17 protein-coding genes are annotated in these 18,983 nt (G+C 70.5%); 12 read left to right on the top strand and 5 right to left on the bottom strand.

Annotation, left to right across the window (positions count from 1 at the left end; genetic code table 11):
• The first annotated feature begins 25 nt into the window (after positions 1-25).
• Positions 26-535: a SixA phosphatase family protein gene (locus ACLJQF_RS06080; protein WP_410607199.1), complete on the top strand. Its 510-nt coding sequence runs from the start codon at positions 26-28 to the stop codon at positions 533-535.
• Between the two features lie 108 nt (positions 536-643).
• On the top strand, positions 644-1,945 hold the full coding sequence (locus ACLJQF_RS06075) for an alginate lyase family protein (protein ID WP_410607198.1): 1,302 nt from the start codon (positions 644-646) through the stop codon (positions 1,943-1,945).
• 49 nt (positions 1,946-1,994) lie between these two features.
• Here ACLJQF_RS06075 and ACLJQF_RS06070 read toward each other — a convergent pair whose 3' ends face one another.
• The 3 genes from ACLJQF_RS06070 to ACLJQF_RS06060 form a co-directional block, all read right to left on the bottom strand.
• On the bottom strand, positions 1,995-2,711 hold the full coding sequence (locus tag ACLJQF_RS06070) for a S1 family peptidase (RefSeq protein ID WP_410607197.1): 717 nt from the start codon (positions 2,709-2,711) through the stop codon (positions 1,995-1,997).
• 236 nt (positions 2,712-2,947) lie between these two features.
• On the bottom strand, positions 2,948-3,319 hold the full coding sequence (locus ACLJQF_RS06065) for a hypothetical protein (protein ID WP_410607458.1): 372 nt from the start codon (positions 3,317-3,319) through the stop codon (positions 2,948-2,950).
• A gap of 22 nt (positions 3,320-3,341) precedes the next feature.
• Positions 3,342-3,707 carry a hypothetical protein gene (locus ACLJQF_RS06060; protein ID WP_410607196.1) on the bottom strand — a complete coding sequence of 122 codons (366 nt, stop codon included), beginning with the start codon at positions 3,705-3,707 and terminating at the stop codon, positions 3,342-3,344.
• Positions 3,708-4,151: 444 nt separating this feature from the next.
• Here ACLJQF_RS06060 and lanKC point away from each other — a divergent pair, with 444 nt between their 5' ends.
• A complete protein-coding gene (gene lanKC, locus ACLJQF_RS06055) occupies positions 4,152-6,716 on the top strand; it encodes a class III lanthionine synthetase LanKC (RefSeq protein ID WP_410607195.1) in 2,565 nt (854 codons plus the stop codon).
• 700 nt (positions 6,717-7,416) lie between these two features.
• On the opposite strand, the gene ACLJQF_RS06050 is transcribed toward lanKC, so the two are convergent.
• Together ACLJQF_RS06050 and ACLJQF_RS06045 are read right to left on the bottom strand one after the other, a co-directional pair.
• Positions 7,417-7,827, bottom strand: coding sequence for an acyl-CoA thioesterase (locus tag ACLJQF_RS06050; RefSeq protein WP_410607194.1), 411 nt, complete (start codon positions 7,825-7,827; stop codon positions 7,417-7,419).
• Positions 7,824-9,155: a hydroxyacid-oxoacid transhydrogenase gene (locus tag ACLJQF_RS06045; RefSeq protein ID WP_410607193.1), complete on the bottom strand. Its 1,332-nt coding sequence runs from the start codon at positions 9,153-9,155 to the stop codon at positions 7,824-7,826. The genes ACLJQF_RS06050 and ACLJQF_RS06045 overlap by 4 nt, the downstream gene beginning before the upstream one ends.
• 84 nt (positions 9,156-9,239) lie before the next feature.
• Between ACLJQF_RS06045 and ACLJQF_RS06040 the strand changes: the two genes are divergently transcribed.
• From ACLJQF_RS06040 to ACLJQF_RS06000, 9 genes are all read left to right on the top strand, one after another.
• Complete coding sequence (locus ACLJQF_RS06040; protein ID WP_410607457.1) at positions 9,240-10,898, top strand: thiamine pyrophosphate-binding protein; 1,659 nt, start codon at positions 9,240-9,242, stop codon at positions 10,896-10,898.
• 597 nt (positions 10,899-11,495) lie between these two features.
• Entirely contained in the window at positions 11,496-11,699 is a 204-nt protein-coding gene (locus ACLJQF_RS06035) for a cold-shock protein (protein WP_013222289.1), read from the top strand.
• Between the two features lie 64 nt (positions 11,700-11,763).
• Entirely contained in the window at positions 11,764-11,964 is a 201-nt protein-coding gene (locus tag ACLJQF_RS06030) for a cation-transporting ATPase (RefSeq protein WP_410607192.1), read from the top strand.
• 106 nt (positions 11,965-12,070) lie between these two features.
• On the top strand, positions 12,071-13,105 hold the full coding sequence (locus tag ACLJQF_RS06025; protein ID WP_410607191.1) for an ATP-NAD kinase family protein: 1,035 nt from the start codon (positions 12,071-12,073) through the stop codon (positions 13,103-13,105).
• The gene (locus ACLJQF_RS06020; RefSeq protein ID WP_410607190.1) at positions 13,102-13,851 is read left to right on the top strand and encodes a thiamine pyrophosphate-dependent dehydrogenase E1 component subunit alpha; all 750 of its coding nucleotides are present in this window, start codon (positions 13,102-13,104) and stop codon (positions 13,849-13,851) included. Before ACLJQF_RS06025 ends, ACLJQF_RS06020 begins: the two co-directional genes overlap by 4 nt.
• 96 nt (positions 13,852-13,947) lie before the next feature.
• Positions 13,948-15,210 (top strand): GAF domain-containing protein, encoded by a 1,263-nt coding sequence (locus ACLJQF_RS06015; RefSeq protein WP_410607189.1) that lies wholly within the window; start codon positions 13,948-13,950, stop codon positions 15,208-15,210.
• Positions 15,211-15,250: 40 nt separating this feature from the next.
• On the top strand, positions 15,251-16,372 hold the full coding sequence (locus ACLJQF_RS06010) for a sensor histidine kinase (protein ID WP_410607188.1): 1,122 nt from the start codon (positions 15,251-15,253) through the stop codon (positions 16,370-16,372).
• Positions 16,373-16,562: 190 nt separating this feature from the next.
• Complete coding sequence (locus ACLJQF_RS06005; RefSeq protein ID WP_410607187.1) at positions 16,563-17,972, top strand: hypothetical protein; 1,410 nt, start codon at positions 16,563-16,565, stop codon at positions 17,970-17,972.
• 29 nt (positions 17,973-18,001) lie between these two features.
• Positions 18,002-18,943 carry a glutamate ABC transporter substrate-binding protein gene (locus ACLJQF_RS06000; RefSeq protein WP_410607456.1) on the top strand — a complete coding sequence of 314 codons (942 nt, stop codon included), beginning with the start codon at positions 18,002-18,004 and terminating at the stop codon, positions 18,941-18,943.
• Positions 18,944-18,983: the final 40 nt, after the last annotated feature.

Genomic DNA, 18,983 nt, shown 5'->3' with positions numbered 1-18,983 from the left:
CCCCTTCGCCGTTAGGGTGGCGGGCATGGACGCGACCAGGTGGCTCATCGTTGTCCGGCACGCGAAGTCGGACTGGTCGGAGGGCCTGCCCGACCACGAGCGGCCGCTGGCGCCGCGCGGTCTCCGTGACGCGCCCCGGCTCGGCCGGTGGCTCGCGGCGGAGGGGCACGTGCCCGATCTGGTCGTCTGCTCCACCGCGCGTCGCACCCGGGAAACGTGGTTGCGCGTGAGCGACGAACTTCCGGCGCCGCCGCCCGTCGAGTACGACGACGATCTGTACGGCGCCGACGTTCCCGAGTTCCTGGCCGCGGCCCGCCGGACGCCGCCCGGCGTCACCGCGCTCGCGCTCGTCGGGCACGAGCCCGGGGTCAGCGACGTGACCCTGCACCTCGCCGGGCACGGGGACGAGACCGTGCCGGTCCAGACCAAGTTCCCCACCGGTGCCGCGGCCGTGCTGGCGACCACGGATCCCTGGGACGCGCTGCGCACCGCGCGGCTCATCGCCTTCTTCCGGCCTCGGGACTTCGCCGGCTGACGGTCCGTCGGCCCGGTGGTTTGGACCAAGCATTGCTTCATTCATGTTCACATGCGTACGCTCCATTCACTCACAGGTTTGGTGTTCATATTTGTGAATGGAGCGGACATGGTTTCCCGCCACACCGTCGTGGCCGCGCTCGCTGCGCTCGGCCTCGTCGCTTCCGTTGCCGCGCCGGCCGAAGCCGCGTCGCGCCCCATCGGCTGCACTGTCCCGGTCATCGGGCCGGTGTGCGCACCCGCAACCGCCGTCCTCGACGGCAAGGAGCTGCTACGCACGAAGCTCGCCGCACTCGTCGGCGAAAAGACGTCCCGCACCGCGCTGAACAACCTGCTCGCTGCCGCGAAAACCGACCTCACGGAGGGGCCGTGGAGCGTCACGTCGAAGAAACAGGTCCCGCCGAGCGGGGACAAGCACGACTACCTCAGCCTGGCGCCCTACTGGTGGCCGACGACGCAGCCGACCGCCGAGAACCCTTGGGGCTGCCCGTTCGTGCAGCGCGACGGCCAGCGCAACCCGATCGTCGACGAGATCACCGACCACGCCTACCGAGGCAAGGCGTTCGCCGCGATCTACCGGCTCGCGCTCGCCTGGTACTACACCGGGGACGCGCGGTACGCCCGACGTGCGGCGCTCGACCTGCGCACGTGGTTCCTCGACGCGGCGACGAAGATGAACCCGAACATGAACTTCGCCCAGGGCATTCCGTGCAAGGTGGACGGCCGCGGCATCGGCATCATCGAGTTCGCGTACACGCTGAGCCAGGTCGTCGACGCCACCGCGATCCTGGCGACCGGCGCTCCCGGCTGGTCGAAGACCGACCAGGCCGGCATGACCGGCTGGTACACGCAGTTCCTGGACTGGCTGCGCACCAGCAGGAACGGGACCGACGAGGCCAAGGCCCAGAACAACCACGGCAGCTTCTACGACATGCTCGTCGCGGCGCTCGCCCTCGGCACGGGACAGCGGGACCTGGCCGCGGCCATCGCCCGGGACGCCGGGCCGATGCGGATCGCGTCGCAGATCCAGGCCGGCGGGCTGCAGCCGCAGGAGACGAGCCGGACGCGCAGCTGGCACTACTCGGCGTTCAACCTGGTCGCGCTGACCCGGCTCGCACAGATCGGCAAGCACGTCGGCGTCGACCTGTGGCGCTACACGGCGCCGAGCGGCGCGACGCTGTTCGCCGCCGTCGACTTCCTGATCCCGGGAGCCACGCAGGGGCAGCCGGCGTGGCCGTACCCCGAGCTGGACTTCCGGCCGTACGCGGCGCTGGACGTCCTGCACGCGGCGGCCGACGCGGGTGACGCACCGGCTCGCTCGGCTTTGCCACGGGTGCCCGTGGAGCCGGGCGGCGACCTCTACCCGGTGCGGCCGGCGGCGGAACAGCTCGACGACATTTCGACGTCCTGACGGCGAGAAAGGGCCCGGCAATTCGAGGCCGGGCCCTTTCTCGGCGGAATCAGACGCCCGCCACCTGCGAAATCCAGCCGCGATAACGCGTGATGTTGGTATAGGCAGTGTTGTTCGCGCGGTCACTGGTCGACGCGACGCCGACCTGGCGGCCGGAAGCGAACATCGGGCCGCCCGAGTCGCCGCCGGCGGTGATGCCGTTGACGCGGTTCGCACACACGGCGACGCCGCCGGTGTAGTCGCTGCAGCCGATCGAGTTCACCCGCACGGTCGCGACCTTGAGGTAGCGTGACTGGCAGTTGATCTCGGAGCCGCACTGGCTGGTGGCACCCCAGCCGTAAACCGAGACGTTCTGGCCGACCGAGACGTCACCGACGCTGCCGAGCGGCGAGTAGGTGGCGTTCACCGAGGTGGTGAGCCGGACGATCGCCAGGTCGGCGGAGCCGGGGTACCGCGTTATGGTGGAGCCGGTGGCCGTCGTCCCGCCGCTCGACTGGTCGAGGCTGCCGATGCGGAACGTGTAGGTGCCGGAGCTGCTGACGCAGTGCTTGGCGGTCAGGATGTACTGCGGGGCGATGATCGTCGCGGTGCAGTTCTGCTGGCCGTTGACGAACAGCCGGGCCGCCCAGGGGCCGCTGGTGGCGGTGCTGCCGCCGATGATCGACGGCTGGGCCTGCGGGGTGCTGTCGGCGGCCGCCGGACCGCCGAGGCCGACGACGGCCAGTGCGGTGCTCGCGGCCAGCAGGACGAACTTGCCGAATTTCACGCTCACTCCTTTCCACGCGGGGGAGAACCGCGTGGGGGAAAAGCCGGTGGGGACCGAACTCGAAGATTGTCCGAGTTTTCGGCGAATGTCCGGAACCGACGAAAGTCGCCGGTCGAATCCGTATTTATTTCCCGGAGTGGGCTACGTGCAGTTCCCGTACTGTTCCGCGCTCTTGGGCAGTGGCGGTCGCTGTCCGGGAGGGCGGCGGTGAGGTGCGTGCCGGCCGTGGGGGGAAGTCAGGCGGCGATCTTCACCGGGGCGGTCTTCCGCAGCCAGTACAGCCCGACGACCGGCAGGACCAGCGGGATGAAGAGGTAGCCCTCGCCGTAGACGGACCAGACGGTCGGGTGCCGGAATGCGTCTGCGTCGACGAGGCTCAGCGTGCCGATCGTCAGCACGCCCAGCAGCTCGATCGAGCAGGCGACGAGGGCCACGCGCCACCAGCCGTCACCGCGCCGGGCCAGCGCGATCGTCGCGACGATGTAGACGGCCGCGGCGAACGCCGAGAGCAGGTAGGCGAGCGGGGCTTCGTGGAACTTCGTGCCGATCTGGACGCCGGCCCGCGACGTCGCGGCCAGCGCGAAGATCGCGTACACGGCGACGAGCACCCGTCCGGGGCCGCTGGCCGTCCTACGCTGTTGCTCCACTCCACACCTCGTTCAGTCGCAGCACCATCACCGGGACGGCCAGGCAGGCAATGCCGAGCACGGCGGTGCTCGACCGGCTCCGTTCGGCCAGCGCCCAGGCGGCGCCGACGGGCAGCACGACCAGGCAGCCGATCAGGTAGGCCAGGTAGGTCGCCAGGCTGCCGGGCCGGTCACCGCCGGCGAGCAGCACGATCCCGATCACCAGCTGAACGACCAGCAGCAGTTCGAGGACCGCGATCGCGATGAGGAGCGGGTTGTCCGGAAGCCGGTTCCGAGCCGACTGGACGAAGCTCCAGAGCGCGACGAGCGTGGCAGCCACGGCGACCGTCACGGCGAATCCGAAGATCACCCGTTCCTCCTTCCGGTCCGCCGCTCGTCAACTTACTCCGTGGTACCGACGGGCCCGTCGGCCGAGGTGTCGCGGGCGTGGCGCGGACCACCACGGTCATCCCGCGTTCTCGGCGCGCCGGACGTGAACGGGTCCTATCGCGAAAATTGGTCACGGGCTGCGCTTGATGGCATTCTGCCAATTCGGTGGAATATCCGGCGCGGTTCCCTGGTCGACCTGCGGAAATGCTGGAAAGGCCTTCACGTTACACCACCATGGTGTGGTGATCGGACTGGACAAAATCACCCTGGGTTCGACTACCGGTCGGTAGACGCACTTTTTGCCTACCTCGGATAGCCCAGTTGAACCGCCGGGTTGGCGGATTGGCCCAGGGCTGTTCGGCATGGGGGAATATCCTCGTCCCAGGACCGTGGTGTCCAGGGGATCGCACGGAGGGGTATCTCGATGGACCTGCGCTACGAAGCATTTTGCTTCGCCGACCCGTTGTTCTACGACGAACAACAGGAAAACGGCGCGCCGGCCGAGAATCTTGCGGCGACGCTCCCGGCGCCGGACATCGGCTGGGTGACCACCGACCGTGGCGTGTGGCGCACGAGGCAGCCCGAAGGTCAGGTTCTTCCCGCTCAGGGCTGGAAGATCCATGTCTCCGCTGGCCTGGACAACGCGAGCCGGGTTCTCGCGCAGGTGTACGAGTGCTGTGCCGGGTATGCGGTCGGCTACAGGCACCTCCGCTCGAGGCTGACTTTGCTCGCGCGAAATTCGAAATACGCCTCCGGCGACTGTGGGGTCGAGCTGGCCACCATTTACCCGGTCGACCACAACGAACTCGAGCGAGTACTCACCGACCTGTCAACGCGGCTGGAGGGCGAGCACGGCCCCAGCATTCCAGGGGGCCTGCGGTACGGCGACGGTCCCCTCTACGTGCGTTACGGCGGATTTGTCGACCAGTGGGTCGAACACAACGGCAACCGCGTCCCGGCGGTCCGCAAGCCGGACGGTCGGCTGGTCCCCGAGAAGCGCGAACCGACGTTCTCCGTGCCCGACTGGGTCAAGGTCCCGGCCTGTTTACGAAGCATCCCCGCGCGCATCGGAAGTATCCCGGCCCGGCTCCCCTACCGGATAGTGCGGCCACTGCACATCTCGAACGGCGGTGGCAGCTACCTTGCCGACCCCACGACGGGCGGCGACCAGGTCGTCCTCAAGGAGGCCCGCGCGCACGCGGGTCTCGACGAGGCGCGGATCGACGCCGTCGAACGGCTACGCCGGGAGCACGAGATGCTCGGCCGGCTTGCCGGCATCCCGGGTGTGCCGCGGGTCGTCGAGCAGTTCACCGTCTCGGAGCGACACTACCTCGCCACGGAGTATTTGCCGGGTATCTCACTGGCCAGCTGGCTGACCGGCAACTACCCGTTGACCAGCAGCAACGTGGCGCCTGCCGACCTCGCCGCCTACGTACGGCGCGCGCTGGACATCATCGCGCGAGTGGAGAAGACCCTCGCGGAAGTCCACGCCCGCGGCATCGTCTTGGGTGAGCTGCACCCGCAGAACATCTTGATCGACGAAGACCACCAGGACCGCATCTCCCTGACCGACTTCGGGACGGCCTCAGACGCTGAGTCCGGCAGCCGCCCCGCCCCGGGCACACCCGGCTTCCGCGCCCCGGCCGACCGCAGCGGATTCGAGGTCGACGAGCATGCGCTCGCAGCGTTGCGGCTGTGGGTGTTCCTGCCGCTGTCGCCCCTGGCGGAGCTCGCCCCGGCGAAGCTGCGCCGTATCGCCGACTTCGCCGAACGCCGGTTCGCGCTGCCCGAGGGGTACGCCGACGCCATAGTCGCGGTGCTGGCTCCGCGTGGTGCCCACGCGGAGCCGGTGCCGGTCCACACCGAGCTCGACCACGGCAAACCGGACTGGCCGCTGGTTCGCAAGCAGATCGCCGAGGCGATCCTGGCCAGCGCCACACCCTCCCGCCAGGACCGGCTGTTCCCCGGCGACATCGAGCAGTTCCGCGTCGGCAGTGCCTGTTTCGGTGTCGGTGCCGCCGGCGTGCTGCACGCCCTCGACCTCGCTGGCGCCGGTCGCTTTCCCGAGCACGAACGGTGGCTGGTCGAAGCGGTCCGTCGTGAGCCGCCGTCCAGCCCGGGTTTCTACGACGGCAGCTCCGGCATCGCCTACGTTCTGGAGAACTTCGGCTACCACGACCAAGCCGGCAAGCTGTTGGCGTCGTCCGCGCGGCTCGTCGAACAGACGACCGACCACTCCCTGGAGAGCGGCCTGGCCGGCATCGGGCTGACCATGCTGCACTTCGCGACGGTCCGCCAGGACAACGAGTTCGGCCGCCAGGCGCTGGCCACGGCCGTCCGGCTGGCCGAGGCGCTCGAGACCGCGGCGCCGCCGGGGAACTCCGCTCGGGCGGGCCTGTTGTCCGGCTGGGCCGGGCCGGCGCTGCTGTTCATCCGGCTCTTCGAACGCACCGGTGAGCCGGCCTGGCTCTCGTTCGCCGACCAGGCGCTGTGCCGTGACCTCGAAGAATGCATCGAGGCCGGTGACGGTTCGCTGCATGTCCGCGACGGCGCAGCCCGCACACTGCCCTACGTCGGTGTCGGCAGCGCCGGGATTCTCCTGGCCGCCGAGCAGTTGGTGCGGCACCGTCCGGACGCAGAGGCCGGTGACAGCCTTCCCGCTTTACGCGAGGCGTGCCTCGGCGAGTTCGTCGTCCACCCGGGCCTGCTCAACGGCCGGTGCGGGCTGGCTGTCGCGCTGGCGGCGCACCAGGACGCGGAGCAGCCGAGCCATGTTGCGGCGATCGACCGGCACCTGGAGTGGCTGGCTTGGTACGCGGTGCCGTACAAGGGCGGCCTCGCGTTCCCAGGCGACCGGTTGCTGCGCCTCTCGATGGACGTCAAGACCGGCGGTGCGGGGGTCCTCCTTTCTCTCGCTTCGCTCTTTGACGGCAAGGAAGTTTTGCCCTTCCTGGGTGGCACGCCGTGTTCTCCGGCTACCGGTCGTTGAGCGGAAGCGCCACGACCGCCGGGACCGGTGATGGGGCACGCTCGCCGTCCCCGGCCGGTGCCGCGACGGCCGGGGCAGGCCGCCCGCCGCCCATTGTCGGGAGGCGGCTGCCTGCGGTCGTGATGCGGGCCACCGGCGGGGCGCCTTCCGGCGACGGCCCGCACCACTACCAGGCCATCTACGGGTGGGTCTCAGTCGTCGGCGGGACGCCTTCCGGCGACGGCTCCGCGATCTCCACCAGGCCACATAAAAGCAGTGGCGCGTCCGCCCGCGGGGCGTCTGCCGGGAGCGGACGCGCGACCACCACCACTGTGGTCCACTTCTGTGTTTGGGTGCCTCGACCGTCGCAGGGACGCCTGCCGGCGACGGGTCCGGGACCACTCTCGAGCCGTCGGCTCACCACTCTGTCGCCGCAACCGGATCGACGCCTAGGCCGCCATCCGTGTTACTAGCCGATCCGGTAAGAAACAGCTCGTCCACTGTGGACCGATCTCATGTGCTTTCCAGCTTATCGCCGTCGAGCGGGTGGGGAACCCCCTGCAGGAAATCTGTGGACAACTCGCCGGTGTCCGGGCCGCCTGTGGACAACTCGGGCCGATCGGCCGGTTCTGTCGGCGCTGTGGTGCATGATCGAACGCGGGAGAAGAGCAGGCCGGAATCGACACTGTCGGACAAGGAGGTGAAACGGCGGCGGTGCACGTCATCCGGGCTGCAGTGCCTCCAGTGCCTCGCGCAGCTTGCCGGAGACCGGTGTCGGCCGGCGGGACTCGCGGTCGACGAAGACGTGCACGAAGTGCCCCTCCGCGACCAGGGACTCGTCGACCGAATACATCCCGATCTCGTAGCGGACGCTGGACTTCCCGAGGTGCGCGACCCGCAACCCGACCCTGAGCGAACCAGGAAAGGACACCGATGCGTGATATCCGCAGTGCGACTCGACGCACAGCCCGATCACCGCCCCGGCTTCGATGTCGAGGCCGCCCTGTTCGATGAGCCACGTGTTGATCACGGTGTCCATCAGCGCGTAGTGGACGACGTTGTTCACGTGCCCGTAGACGTCGTTGTCCTTCCAGCGCAACGGGACCGTCTGCCAGTGCGGGTAGTCGCTCACCGCAGCGACACCGACTCGCGCAGGATGTCCGACAGGTCGTCCGCGGAGGCCTCGCGGGGTGCGGTGGCCAGCAGGCGCTGCTGCTTGAGCGTTCCCTCGACTAGGGAGTCCACATCGGACTCCGCGTAGCCGACGGCACCGATGCCGTCCGGGATGCCGATCTGCCGCATCAGGTCGATCAGCACCGCGGGCAGGTGGTCGGCGAAGTCGCCGGGCCACTCGAAGTCGGGTGCCAACAGGCGTGCGACGCGCAGGTGGCGGTCCGGTGCCGCGTCGAAGGTGAAGCGGAACGCGGCGGGCGCGGTCAGCGAAACGGCCATGCCGTGCGGGACCATGGGTTCTTCGCCCGGGTAGCCGTCCGGGTGGAAATCCCTGACCTGACCTGCGATCGGGTAGGCGTTCGCGTGCGGGATGTGCACGCCGGCGTTGCCGAAGCCGAGCCCGGCGAACGTCGCGGCCAAGGCCATGGCTTCGCGGGCCTTGAGGTCCGAACCGTCGCGCACAGCTGCCGGGAGGGCCCACGACAGCAGCCGCAGGGACTGCTCGGCGAACATGTCGGCCAGCGGGTTCGAGCCGCAGTACGGCACGCGCTGCTCCGGGCGCTTGCGCTCGAAGTCGGTGTACGGCTTGGCCGTGTAGCTCTCCGCGGCGTGGCAGAGGATGTCCATGCCGCTGGCGGCCGTCACTCCGGGCGGCTGGCTGACGGTGAGCCGTGGGTCGACGACCGCCAGGGTCGGGCGCAGCCGCAGGTGGCTGATTCCGCTCTTGACGCGCAGCGACAACACGTCCAGGACGCAGACTGTGGTGCTCTCCGAACCCGTACCGGTGGTGGTGGGTACCGCGACCAGCGGCTTGAGCGGCTGGGCCGGCGCGCGGCCGCCGCCGACGGGTGCGTTGACGTAGTCCATCAGGTCGCCGTCGTTGCTCGTCAGGAGGTTCGCCGCCTTGGCGGTGTCGATGGCGGACCCGCCGCCGACGGCGACGAAGGCGTCGTACGGACCCGTTCCGCGCGCGAAGTCAACCGCCTTCTGCATGCTGACATCGGTGGGTTCGACGTGTACGCCGTCGAAGATCTCGGTCTCGATGCCGTAGCCCGCGATGCCGTCGGCGATGCGGCGGGGCCAGCCGGTCGCGGCCACCTGAGGATCCGTCACGACGAGCACGCGGTGCGCGCCGTACTGGGTCAGGTCGTAGCCGATCTCGTCGCTGGCGCCGGTGCCGTACTTCAACGCCGGTGCGCCATAAGTAAAAACAGTTTCATGTTCGGTCGCGGCCAAGTCGGTGGTCCTCGCTCCCTTGATCGGCTGGCAGTCGGTCAAAGCGGACATTCGGCCTATCCTTGTCCGGTTTCGGTGAAGATCACTTGACTGCACTGAACGGTGCCCGCCTAAGCTCTCCTCATTAGATACCAACTGGGAGCGACCGTCGCCCAGACGGCCGTGCGGATCCTGACCGAGGCGCGTGTCCGCCGCGTGTACGCGGTGGTCGGTGAGTCCTTCCTGGAACTGCTCGACGCCCTGCAGCGGGAGCGGGAGATCACGCTGGTCTCGGCGCGCCACGACGCGGGCGCGGCGTTCATGGCGGAGGCCGAAGGGAAGCTCACCGAACGTCCCGCCGTGCTGCTCGCCAGCCGGGGGCCGAGTGCGGCGAGCCTGGCCATCGGCGTCCAAACGGCGTACCAGGACGAGACGCCGATGGTCGTGCTGCTGGAGACGCCGGCGACCGAGCCGGTGCCGTCGTCGTCGGGGGAGCTGCCGACGTCGGACCTGACGGCCATGTTCGAGTCGATCGCCAAGTCGACTGTGCGGGTGACCGACCCGGACGGGTTGCCGGGGCTGCTCGCGCACGCGCTGACGACGTCGCAGGAAGGACGGCCGGGGCCGGTCGTGCTCGGCGTGCCCTGCGACATCTGGGGGATGCCCTACGACGCGGCGAAGCCGATGGCGCGGGTGCGGCCGCCGGCGTCCGGAACACTGGGCCGTTCGGCTGACGCCGTGGCGCAGCTGGTGGACGAGGCGAAGTACCCGGTGGTCATCGTCGGCGGACGGGCGCGGTCGGCGCGGGACGAGCTGATCGCCGTTGCCGATGAGCTCGCGCTGCCCGTCTACAACGCCTTCCGGCGGCAGGACGCCTTCCCGGAAAACCATGCTCGGTACGCCGGCCACCTGGGTCTCGGCATCCCGGCCCGGCAGCTGGACGCGCTCGAGCGCGCGGACCTGGTGCTCGCGCTCGGCACCCAGCTCGACGAGGTGACCACCCAGGCCTACCGCTACCCGACCGCGCAGCAGACGCTGGTGATGGTCGGCACCGGCATCGACGTCAGCCCGAAGCGGCGGGGACTCACCTTCCGCGTCGACTCCGAGGTCGAGCCGTTCCTGCGGGAGCTGCGGGAGGTGGCGTCGCCGCGGACGCGGCGGGCTTCGGCGGCGAACGCAGCCGTCCACACCTTCATGACCCCGCCCGACACCAGCGGGAACACCCGGGTGCACCCGGTCGACGTCGTCCGTGCGCTGCGGAAGCTGGCGCCCGAGGACACCATCGTGACCAGCGACGCGGGGAACTTCGCCCAGTTCATGCACCGCTACTGGTGCTTCACGGCGCCGCGCAGCCAGCTCGGCCCGAGCAACGCCGCGATGGGGTACGCCGTGCCGGCCGCGGTGGCGGCGAAACTGGCCGAGCCGCGGCGGACCGTCGTGGCCATGGTCGGGGACGCCGGGACGCTCATGACCGGCCAGGAGATCGAAACGGCCGTCCGGTACCGGGCTCCGGTGATGGTGGTCGTCTTCCAGAACGGCGTGCACGGCGCGCTCGCGATGCACCAGGCCCGCACCTACGGCCGGCTCACCGGAGTCTCCATCCCACTGACCGACTTCGCTTCGTGGGCGCGTGGGCTGGGCGCCGCCGGGTACACCGTGGACGATCGTGAAGAGCTCGAGCCGATCATCGCCAGTGCTCTGGTCCGGCAGCGGCCGTGCGTCATCGACGTGCGCACGGATCCCGACGTCGTGACCCCGGACGTGCGGCTCTCGGCCCTGCTCGGCCAGGCGCGTCCGCAACCTCCCGCCCAGTAACGGTTTTGCTCTGTTTCGTTCCGGAAAAGCTGGGAATGTCGTGTGGTAGCAGGGCGTTGGCTCGGGTAACCTGACGGTGTTCCGGTGGTGGTTCGCCGCTGAACCTTCCCGGCCGGGTCCCGGCGGGAGACAACCGGTTTCTGTCGGTGCCGCATGGCACCATCACGGTCATGACCCGCGCCGAAGCGGGCAGGGAACGAGGGGAGTTTCGACGTGACCGATCACCAGCACGCATCCGAACCGGCGCGGAAGGCCTCCGGCGTCGTACCGGTGCTGTTCAGCGCCAGCTCAGAGGCCCACGACGACGCTGTAGTGGCTGCGGACCGGGACGCGACCTGGCGTTCGCCGTTCACGACCGAGGGGCTGCGCCCGGCGAGTGGCGAATAGCTCACCCCGCCCGGGTGAAGACGGCTTGTCCGCCCTGGTCCACGTGTGCTTTACTACTTAAGGTCTTGATTTTTGTGTTCGTGTTGAGTCACGCTCGCAAGATTCGGCGGGCGTAGTGTCTCCTCACCGAGGAAGCAAACCGTCCGGGTGATGACCCGGGTCGCTGATGTGGCTTCCCGTTTTTTTTGTGTTACACATGGAGATTTTTTTATGACTCAGGGCACTGTGAAGTGGTTCAACTCCGAGAAGGGGTTCGGCTTCATCACCCCCGACAACGGTGGCGGCGACGTCTTCGTTCACTACAGCGAGATCCAGGGTAACGGCTTCAAGAGCCTGGAGGAGAACGCTCGCGTCGAGTTCGAGATCGGCCAGGGCCAGAAGGGTCCGCAGGCCACGTCGGTCACCGTGATCTGACTTTGATCTTGGGGAAGGGCCGTCACCCGTTCGGGGTGGCGGCCCTTTTCGTGCGCTCCACACCATGGTCGAGCACGCTTACACCGTTTCCGGGATGAACTGCGGGCACTGCGCCCAGTCGGTGACCGAAGCCGGCTTCGGCTCCGAGGGCGTCGCCGACCTGGTCTCGTCGTCCTCTGCCGGGACCTCGCGCCGGTTGGTTCATTCCTCGCCGATCCAGGTTGGACTGTCCACTGAAGATCACTGGGTGAGACGCGCGGTGTGATCTGCGTCGCTTCGGCCGCATCGCACCGGCACTGCAACGCCCTGCAACCCTTCCGTTCCGCCCGATCGCGGAGTCTCCTGTTGTTGGTGAAAGAACGGGAGGTCAGGTGGGCGAAACGGTGGCGGGGATCGTTGCGAACCCCGCTTCGGGGCGGGACATCCGCCGGCTGGTCGCGCAGGCGTCGGTGTTCCCCACCGCGGAGAAGGCGAACATGGTCCAGCGGCTGCTGGCAGCGTTCGCCGTCACCGGGCTCGACCGGGCCCTCGTCTCGACCGACCTCGGCGGCATTTCCGCTGCGGTTCTGCGCGCGCTCGGCCGTGGCGGCTCCTGGCCGAAGGTCGACTTCTGCGAGGACGACGACATCACCGGCACCGCTGCCGACACGACGAACGCGGTGCGTCGCATGGTCGAGGCCGGCGCCGGCGTCATCGTCGTCCTCGGTGGGGACGGCACGGCCCGGGTCGCCGCCGCGGCCTGCGAGGACGTTCCGCTCCTCGCCCTCTCCACCGGGACCAACAACGTCTTCCCGCAGATGCGGGAGGCGACCGTCGCCGGCCTGGCCGCCGGCCTGATCGCCACCGGGCAGATCGATCCCGACCTCGTCACCCACCGCGTCAGCGTGCTCGAGGTCGTCACGAAAGCACGCCGGGAGATCGCGCTCGTCGACGTCTGCGTGTCGCTGAGCAGGCACATCGGGGCACGGGCGCTGTGGGACCCGTCGTCGCTCACCGAGCTCTACTGCACTTTCGCCGAGCCGGACGGTATCGGCCTCTCCAGCGTTCCAGGGCAACTCTGCCCGAGCCCGCGGTCGAGCCCGGACGGCGTCGCGCTGCAGCTCGGGCCGGTCGGGGAGACGCCGTACGTCGTGCACGCGCCGATCGCGCCCGGGCTCGTGCGGCCGGTCGGCGTGCGTGGCTGGGGGCTCCTGCGGCCCGGCATGCGCGTCGAGCTCGCCGCGGCGGGCGGTGTCATCGCGCTCGACGGCGAGCGCGAACTCGAGCTGAAGACCGGAGAGAGCGCGTTCGTCGAGCTCAAGCCGGACGGGCCGTGGGTCGTCGACGTGCGGGCGGCGATGGCGGAAGCGGCCCGGAAAGGGCTGTTGCGCACAGACACCGAGCTGGGGAAGGAGCGCCCGAGATGACGGACGCCCTCCGGGGTGCGTATCGCGTGATGCGGACCATCCGGGCCGTCGAAGAGCAGGTCCGCGCGACCGGCGACTGCGGGCACCCGTACGCCGGTGAGGAGGCCCTGGCCGCGGGCGTCTGCCTCCACCTCGACGGCCGTGACGCCATCGCCGGCACCCATCGCCGGCACGGCCACCGCATCGCCAAGGGCGTCGACGTCAGGGCCGTCATGGCCGAGATCCGGCACCACCGGCTGGTCGCGACGGACACGCTCGGTGGCGTTCCGTTGCTGATCTGCGGCGCCGCGATCGCCGCGAAACAGCAGGACACCGGCGGCGTCGGAGTGGCTTTCCTCGGGGACGGCCCGGGAACGACGCTGGAGGCGCTGAACCTCGCGTCGGCCTGGCACCTGCCCGCCATCTTCGTCACGGAGGACTCCGGTTACGCCGATCGGGTGGCCGGGTTCGGTGTGCCGGGGGTCGTCGTCGACGGATCCGACTTCTTCGCCGTGCACGAAGCGGCCGGAGAAGCGGTCGGCCGGGCTCGCGACGGCGGTGGCCCGACGCTGATCGAGGCCGGCTTCCCCCGCCACGTCGGCGACTGCCTCCAGCGGTTCCGCACCCGCGTCACCGACAGCGGTGAGCTGCGCGAACAGGTTCTCGACGCGATCGACGCCGAAGTCGCGCGGCTCATCGCGGACTCCGTCTCCGCGCCGAAATCCGCCCCGGAAGACGTCGAGACCGACGTCTACGTCTCTTACTGACCGCAGCAAACCCGGGACCGACCGCGACGTGCGCCACCTACCGATCATCCCGCCGAAACGGCAGACTCCGAGGAGGCACAGCGCAAGGAGCGGCGGTTGGGGCAGCAGGACCTCGAGGCAGCGTTGCCGGCCGGGGCGGATCCCCGGCGGCACGCCCGTGTCCTCGCGCAAGTGCACGAAGCGGCCTTGGCCGGCCGGGCGCTGCCCAGCCGGCCGCGGCCGGTCATCGGCGCGTCCTGGCAGCGGATGCGCCGGCTCGGCATGGATCCGGACAGCCGGGCCGCCGCGCCCGTCCTGACCTTCGAACAGCTGGAAGGGCGCCGCCGCGCGAGCGGGCTGGCCGAGGCGCTGCCGGTCCTGCGCGGTGGCTTGATCAGCCTCGCCGAGCAGGCCGCGCACATCATGGTGATCGCCGACGCCGGGGGCGCCGTCCTCTGGCGGGACGGCAGTGCCGCGGTCCGCCGCCGCGCCGACGGGCTCGGGTTCGTCGAAGGCGTCGACTGGCAGGAGGAATCCGTCGGCACCAACGCGATCGGCACCGCGCTCGTCGCGCGCAGCCCGATCCAGGTGTACTCCGCCGAGCACTACGTCCGGGCCCAGCACTCCTGGACGTGTGCGGCCGCGCCGCTGCACGATCCACGTGACGGCCGGCTGCTCGGCGTCGTCGACCTCTCCGGTTCGGCCTCGACCGTCCACGCGACGACGTTGGCGCTGGTCGACGCCGTGACGCGGCTCGCGGAGGCCCAGCTGCGCACCACCCACCTCACCGAGCTCGAACGGCTCCGCGGCTTCGCCGTCCCGGTCCTCGCGAAGGTCGGCGGACGGGCGATGGTGGCCGACGGACACGGCTGGGTCGCCGCGGCCGCGGGGCTCGCGCCGGTCGATCGGGTCGCCCTGCCCACCGGCCTCGGCCCCGGCCGGGCCTGGCTGCCGGCGTACGGCGGCTGCTCGGTCGAGCCGGTGCCCGGCGGCTGGCTGCTCCGGCTGACCGAGGACGACACCGCCCCGCCCACCCGCGTCGTGCTCGACGTCCGGTCGCCGCGCGAGCCCGAACTCACCGTGGCCAGTGCCGCCGGGACCTGGACGCACCGGCTCAGCCCACGTCACGCCGAGGTCCTGTACGTGCTGGCCAGCCGCCGCGACGGCCGGTCGGCGTCCGAGCTGTCGGCCGACCTGTTCGGCGACGCCGGCCGGACGGTCACCGTCCGCGCCGAGATGTCCCGGCTGCGACGTCACTTCGGCGGCATCCTCGGCGCGAAGCCGTACCGCTTCGCCGACGACGTCGAGGTGGTGGTCCGGCGGCCACCGGAGCACGAAGCCGTCCTCCCGCACTCGCTCGCCCCGGCCATCCGCGGCTGACCGACCGACCGGCCGGGACGGGCGGGGGATCATGGACGCCGTGCCGAAACGCCTGCCCGACACCATCGCGCCGAGCTGGCTGGTCGTGCAGCTGCTCGGCACGCTCTTCTTCGCGGCGACCCTGCTCACCGCACGCGAGACCGACCCGCGCGTGTGGACCGTGTACGGCGTTGCCACCGCCTGCTGGCTGGGCTTCGTCCTCCTCGCCTCCCGCCGGCCGAAGACGGCGGCCGCGTTGCTCGCCGCGGCGAGCGCGCTGCCGGCGGCGATCGTCGGCTGGGCCGGGGACTCGTCGGCGATCCTGCTGTCCGTCATCGCCCTCGGCCGGCTCGCGACGCTCACCTCGGTCAGCGTCGGCGCGATCCTCACCACCAGCCTGCTGGACGCTGCGCTGGCGGTGACGTCACACGCGTTCGCCGGCCACTCCCTCGGCGAGTCGCTCGCCGACGCCGGGGTGATGCTGCTGCTGGTGCTGCTCGGGCTCAACCGCCGCCAGTACGAGGTGCAGGCGACGCAGAGCGAGGCGCTGCTGGCGCAGACGCGGCTCGCCCAGGCCGAACACGCCCGCGCCGCAGCGCTCGACGAACGCACCCGGATCGCCCGCGAGCTGCACGACGTCCTTGCGCATTCCCTTGGCGCGCTGGGCGTGCAGCTCGAGCTGGCCGAGGCGCTGCTGACCGAACGGTCCGATGTGGACGGTGCGCTGCGGTCCGTCCGGCGCTCGCGGAAGCTCGCCGCGGACGGGCTTGCCGAGGCGCGCGACGCCGTTGCCGCGCTCCGCCAGGATGTCCTGCCGCTCACCGAAACCCTCGCCGCGGTGGTCGCCGCGCACGCCCGCGACCACGGCGTCACCGTGGAATTCGCCGCCGACGGCGCACCCCGGCCGCTCCCGTCCGCGGCCGTCGTCGCCCTGGCCGGCATCGCGCGGGAAGCGCTGACGAACGCCGGTAAGCACGCGCCCGGCGAGGACATCCGGATGCGGCTGGACCACGCGCCCGGCGTCGTCCGGCTCGACGTCCGCAACGCCCTCGAGACGTTCACCCGGACAGGTGAAGGATTCGGCCTGGCCGGCATGCGTGAGCGGCTCGCCCTCGCCGGTGGCACGCTGACGTCGGGCCCCGAAGACGGCCACTGGCGCGTGCTGGCGGAAGTCCGCACCTGATCACCGGTGTGCGCGGGAACACATCCGCCCAGATCACGTGCTGATGACAGCGGGCGGTGCCGGTGGCTGCGCGCGCGGCGACTCGGCTACCTTCTGCGGGTACGGCTCACAGCGATCTTTTTCGGGGGCTCCGGGAGGCGCAGCCCCGGCCTGGGGCGATGCCCCGGATGGCAGGGGGAGGAATTCGGGGATGACCAGCACAGCGACGGCCCCGGCGCCCGCGCCGGGAGCTCCGCCGTCGCCACCGGACAACCGTGACCGCACCGGGGGCCGCGGCGGCCTGCTGGGGCTGCTCGAGCTGCCGGGTCAGGGCGTCCGTGCGATCGTCCGGTCGGCCGCGGCCACGCCCGGCCGGCTCACCGTGATCGCCGTCGGGCTGGTCCTGCTGGCGCTCGTCGCCGGGCTCGTCGCGACGCTGTCGGTGCAGGTCCGCGACGACACGATCAGCGGCGTCATCGACCGCCGCGAGCCGCTCGCCGCCGCGTCGCAGCAGGTCTACCGCTCCCTTTCGGACGCCGACGCGACCGCGGCGAGCGCGTTCCTCTCCATCGGCACCGAGCCGCCCGAGCTCCGCCAGCGCTACGAACGGGATATTGCCGAAGCCGGCGCCGCGCTCGCCAAAGCCGCTTCCGACGCCGCGGACGTCGCCGACGCGGCCACCCCGGTCGACATGCTGAACCAGCAGCTGCCCGTCTACACCGGGCTCATCGAGACGGCCCGGGCGAACAACCGGCTCGGCTACCCGGTCGGCGCGTCCTACCTGCGCGAGGCGTCCGAGCTGATGCGGGCGAAGATCCTGCCCGCCGCCCAGGACCTCTACCGCGTCGACACCGAACGGCTCATCGACGAGCAGGACGGCGCCACCGATTTCCCGTGGCTCGCCACGATCCTGGTGGTCGCGCTGCTGGCCGCGCTGATCGTCGCCCAGGTCTACCTGACCCGGCGCACCAACCGGCTGCTCAACGTCGGGCTCGTCGTCGCGACGGCCGCCGTCGTGGTGTCGCTGCTGTGGGGCGCGGTCGCGCTGGTCTTCCAGGGCAGCCTGGTCGGCAGCGGCCAGGAGGACGGCTCCCACCGCGTCGACGTGCTCGTCCGCGCGCGGATCGCCGCGCTGCAGGCCCGTGCCGACGAAACGCTGACGCTGGTCGCCCGCGGTGACGGCGGGACGTACGAGAAGGACTTCAGCGCCAAGGCGGTCCAGCTGGTCGGCGAGGACGGCCAGGGCGGTCTCCTCGGCGAAGCCCGCGGCCTCATCAAGGACGGCGAGGGCGCCACGAAGGTCGCCGATGCGTCGGCGGCCGCGACCGACTGGCTGAAGGCGCACCGGCAGGTGCGTGCCCAGGACGACGCCGGGGCGTACCAGGAAGCCGTCGACTTCGCTGTCAAGGAGGACGCGAAGGGCGGTTCCGCGCCGGCGTTCCGGCGGCTCGACGACAGCCTCCAGGCGGCGATCGACGTCGGCAGGCAGGACTTCCTCGACGACACCCACAACGGCGACCGCGCGCTGACGCTCCTCGCACCCGGTTTGGCCGTGCTGGCGATCGTCGCCGCGGCGGGTGTCACCATGGGGATCCGGGAGCGACTGAGGGAGTACCGGTGAGCAGGCGCGGGAACACGGTCCGGGCGGGTGTGCTGGCGGTCGTCGCGCTGCTGGCGGCGTCCTGCGGCAGCCCCGGGAAACCGGTCGACCCGGCGCCGGTCAGCAACGCGGCCTGGCCGCAGCCCGCGCACGTCGGCGGCCCGGACGCGACGGCCGGCGGGACGTCCGACACCAGCTGCAACCCGCTGGCCAGCCTGTCGCCGACCAGCACGACCGTCCCCGACAACTCGACGATGTCCGACATCCGCAAGCGCGGCAAGCTGATCGCCGGTGTCGACCAGACCACCTACCTGTTCGGCTTCCGCAACCCCACCTCGGGCAACCTCGAGGGCTTCGACATCGACATGGTCAACGCGGTCGCCAAGGCGATCTTCGGCTCGGCCGACGGTCACGTCCAGTTCCGCGCGATCCCGTCGTCGCAGCGCGAAGAGGTCCTGAAGAAGCACCAGGTCGACATCGTGGTCCGGACCTACAGCATCACCTGCACGCGCAAGAAGGACGTCGAGTTCTCCTCCGTGTACTACGTGGCGGGCCAGAAGATCCTGGTCACCAAGGAGTCGAAGGCGCAGAAGCTGGCGGACCTGAGCGGCAAGCGGGTGTGCGCGACCAAGAAGTCGACGTCGCTGGCGAAGATCGCGACGGACCCGGCCAAGCCGGTGCCGATCTCGGTGGACAACTGGTCGGACTGCCTGGTGATGCTCCAGCAGGGCCAGGTCGAGGCGGTGTCGACCGACGACACCATCCTCGCCGGGATGGCCGCGCAGGACTCGACCCTGGAAGTCCGCGGCGATCGGCTGACGCAGGAGAACTACGGCATCGGCGTGCCGAAGGACCACGAGGACATGGTCCGCTACGTCAACGCGGTGCTCGACCAGATCCGCGGCAACGGCGTGTGGCAGGACAGCTACCGCCGCTGGGTGGAAGCCCGTCTCGGACCGGCTTCGCCGCCGTCGCCCCAGTACCAGCAGTGAACGGCGCAGGACCAGGCAATACAGCGTTCTCAGGCAATGC

The sequence above is a fragment of the Amycolatopsis sp. lyj-109 genome (genome assembly GCF_046548995.1).
Lineage (GTDB): Bacteria > Actinomycetota > Actinomycetes > Mycobacteriales > Pseudonocardiaceae > Amycolatopsis.
This window is presented reverse-complemented; position numbering and strand designations above follow the sequence as displayed.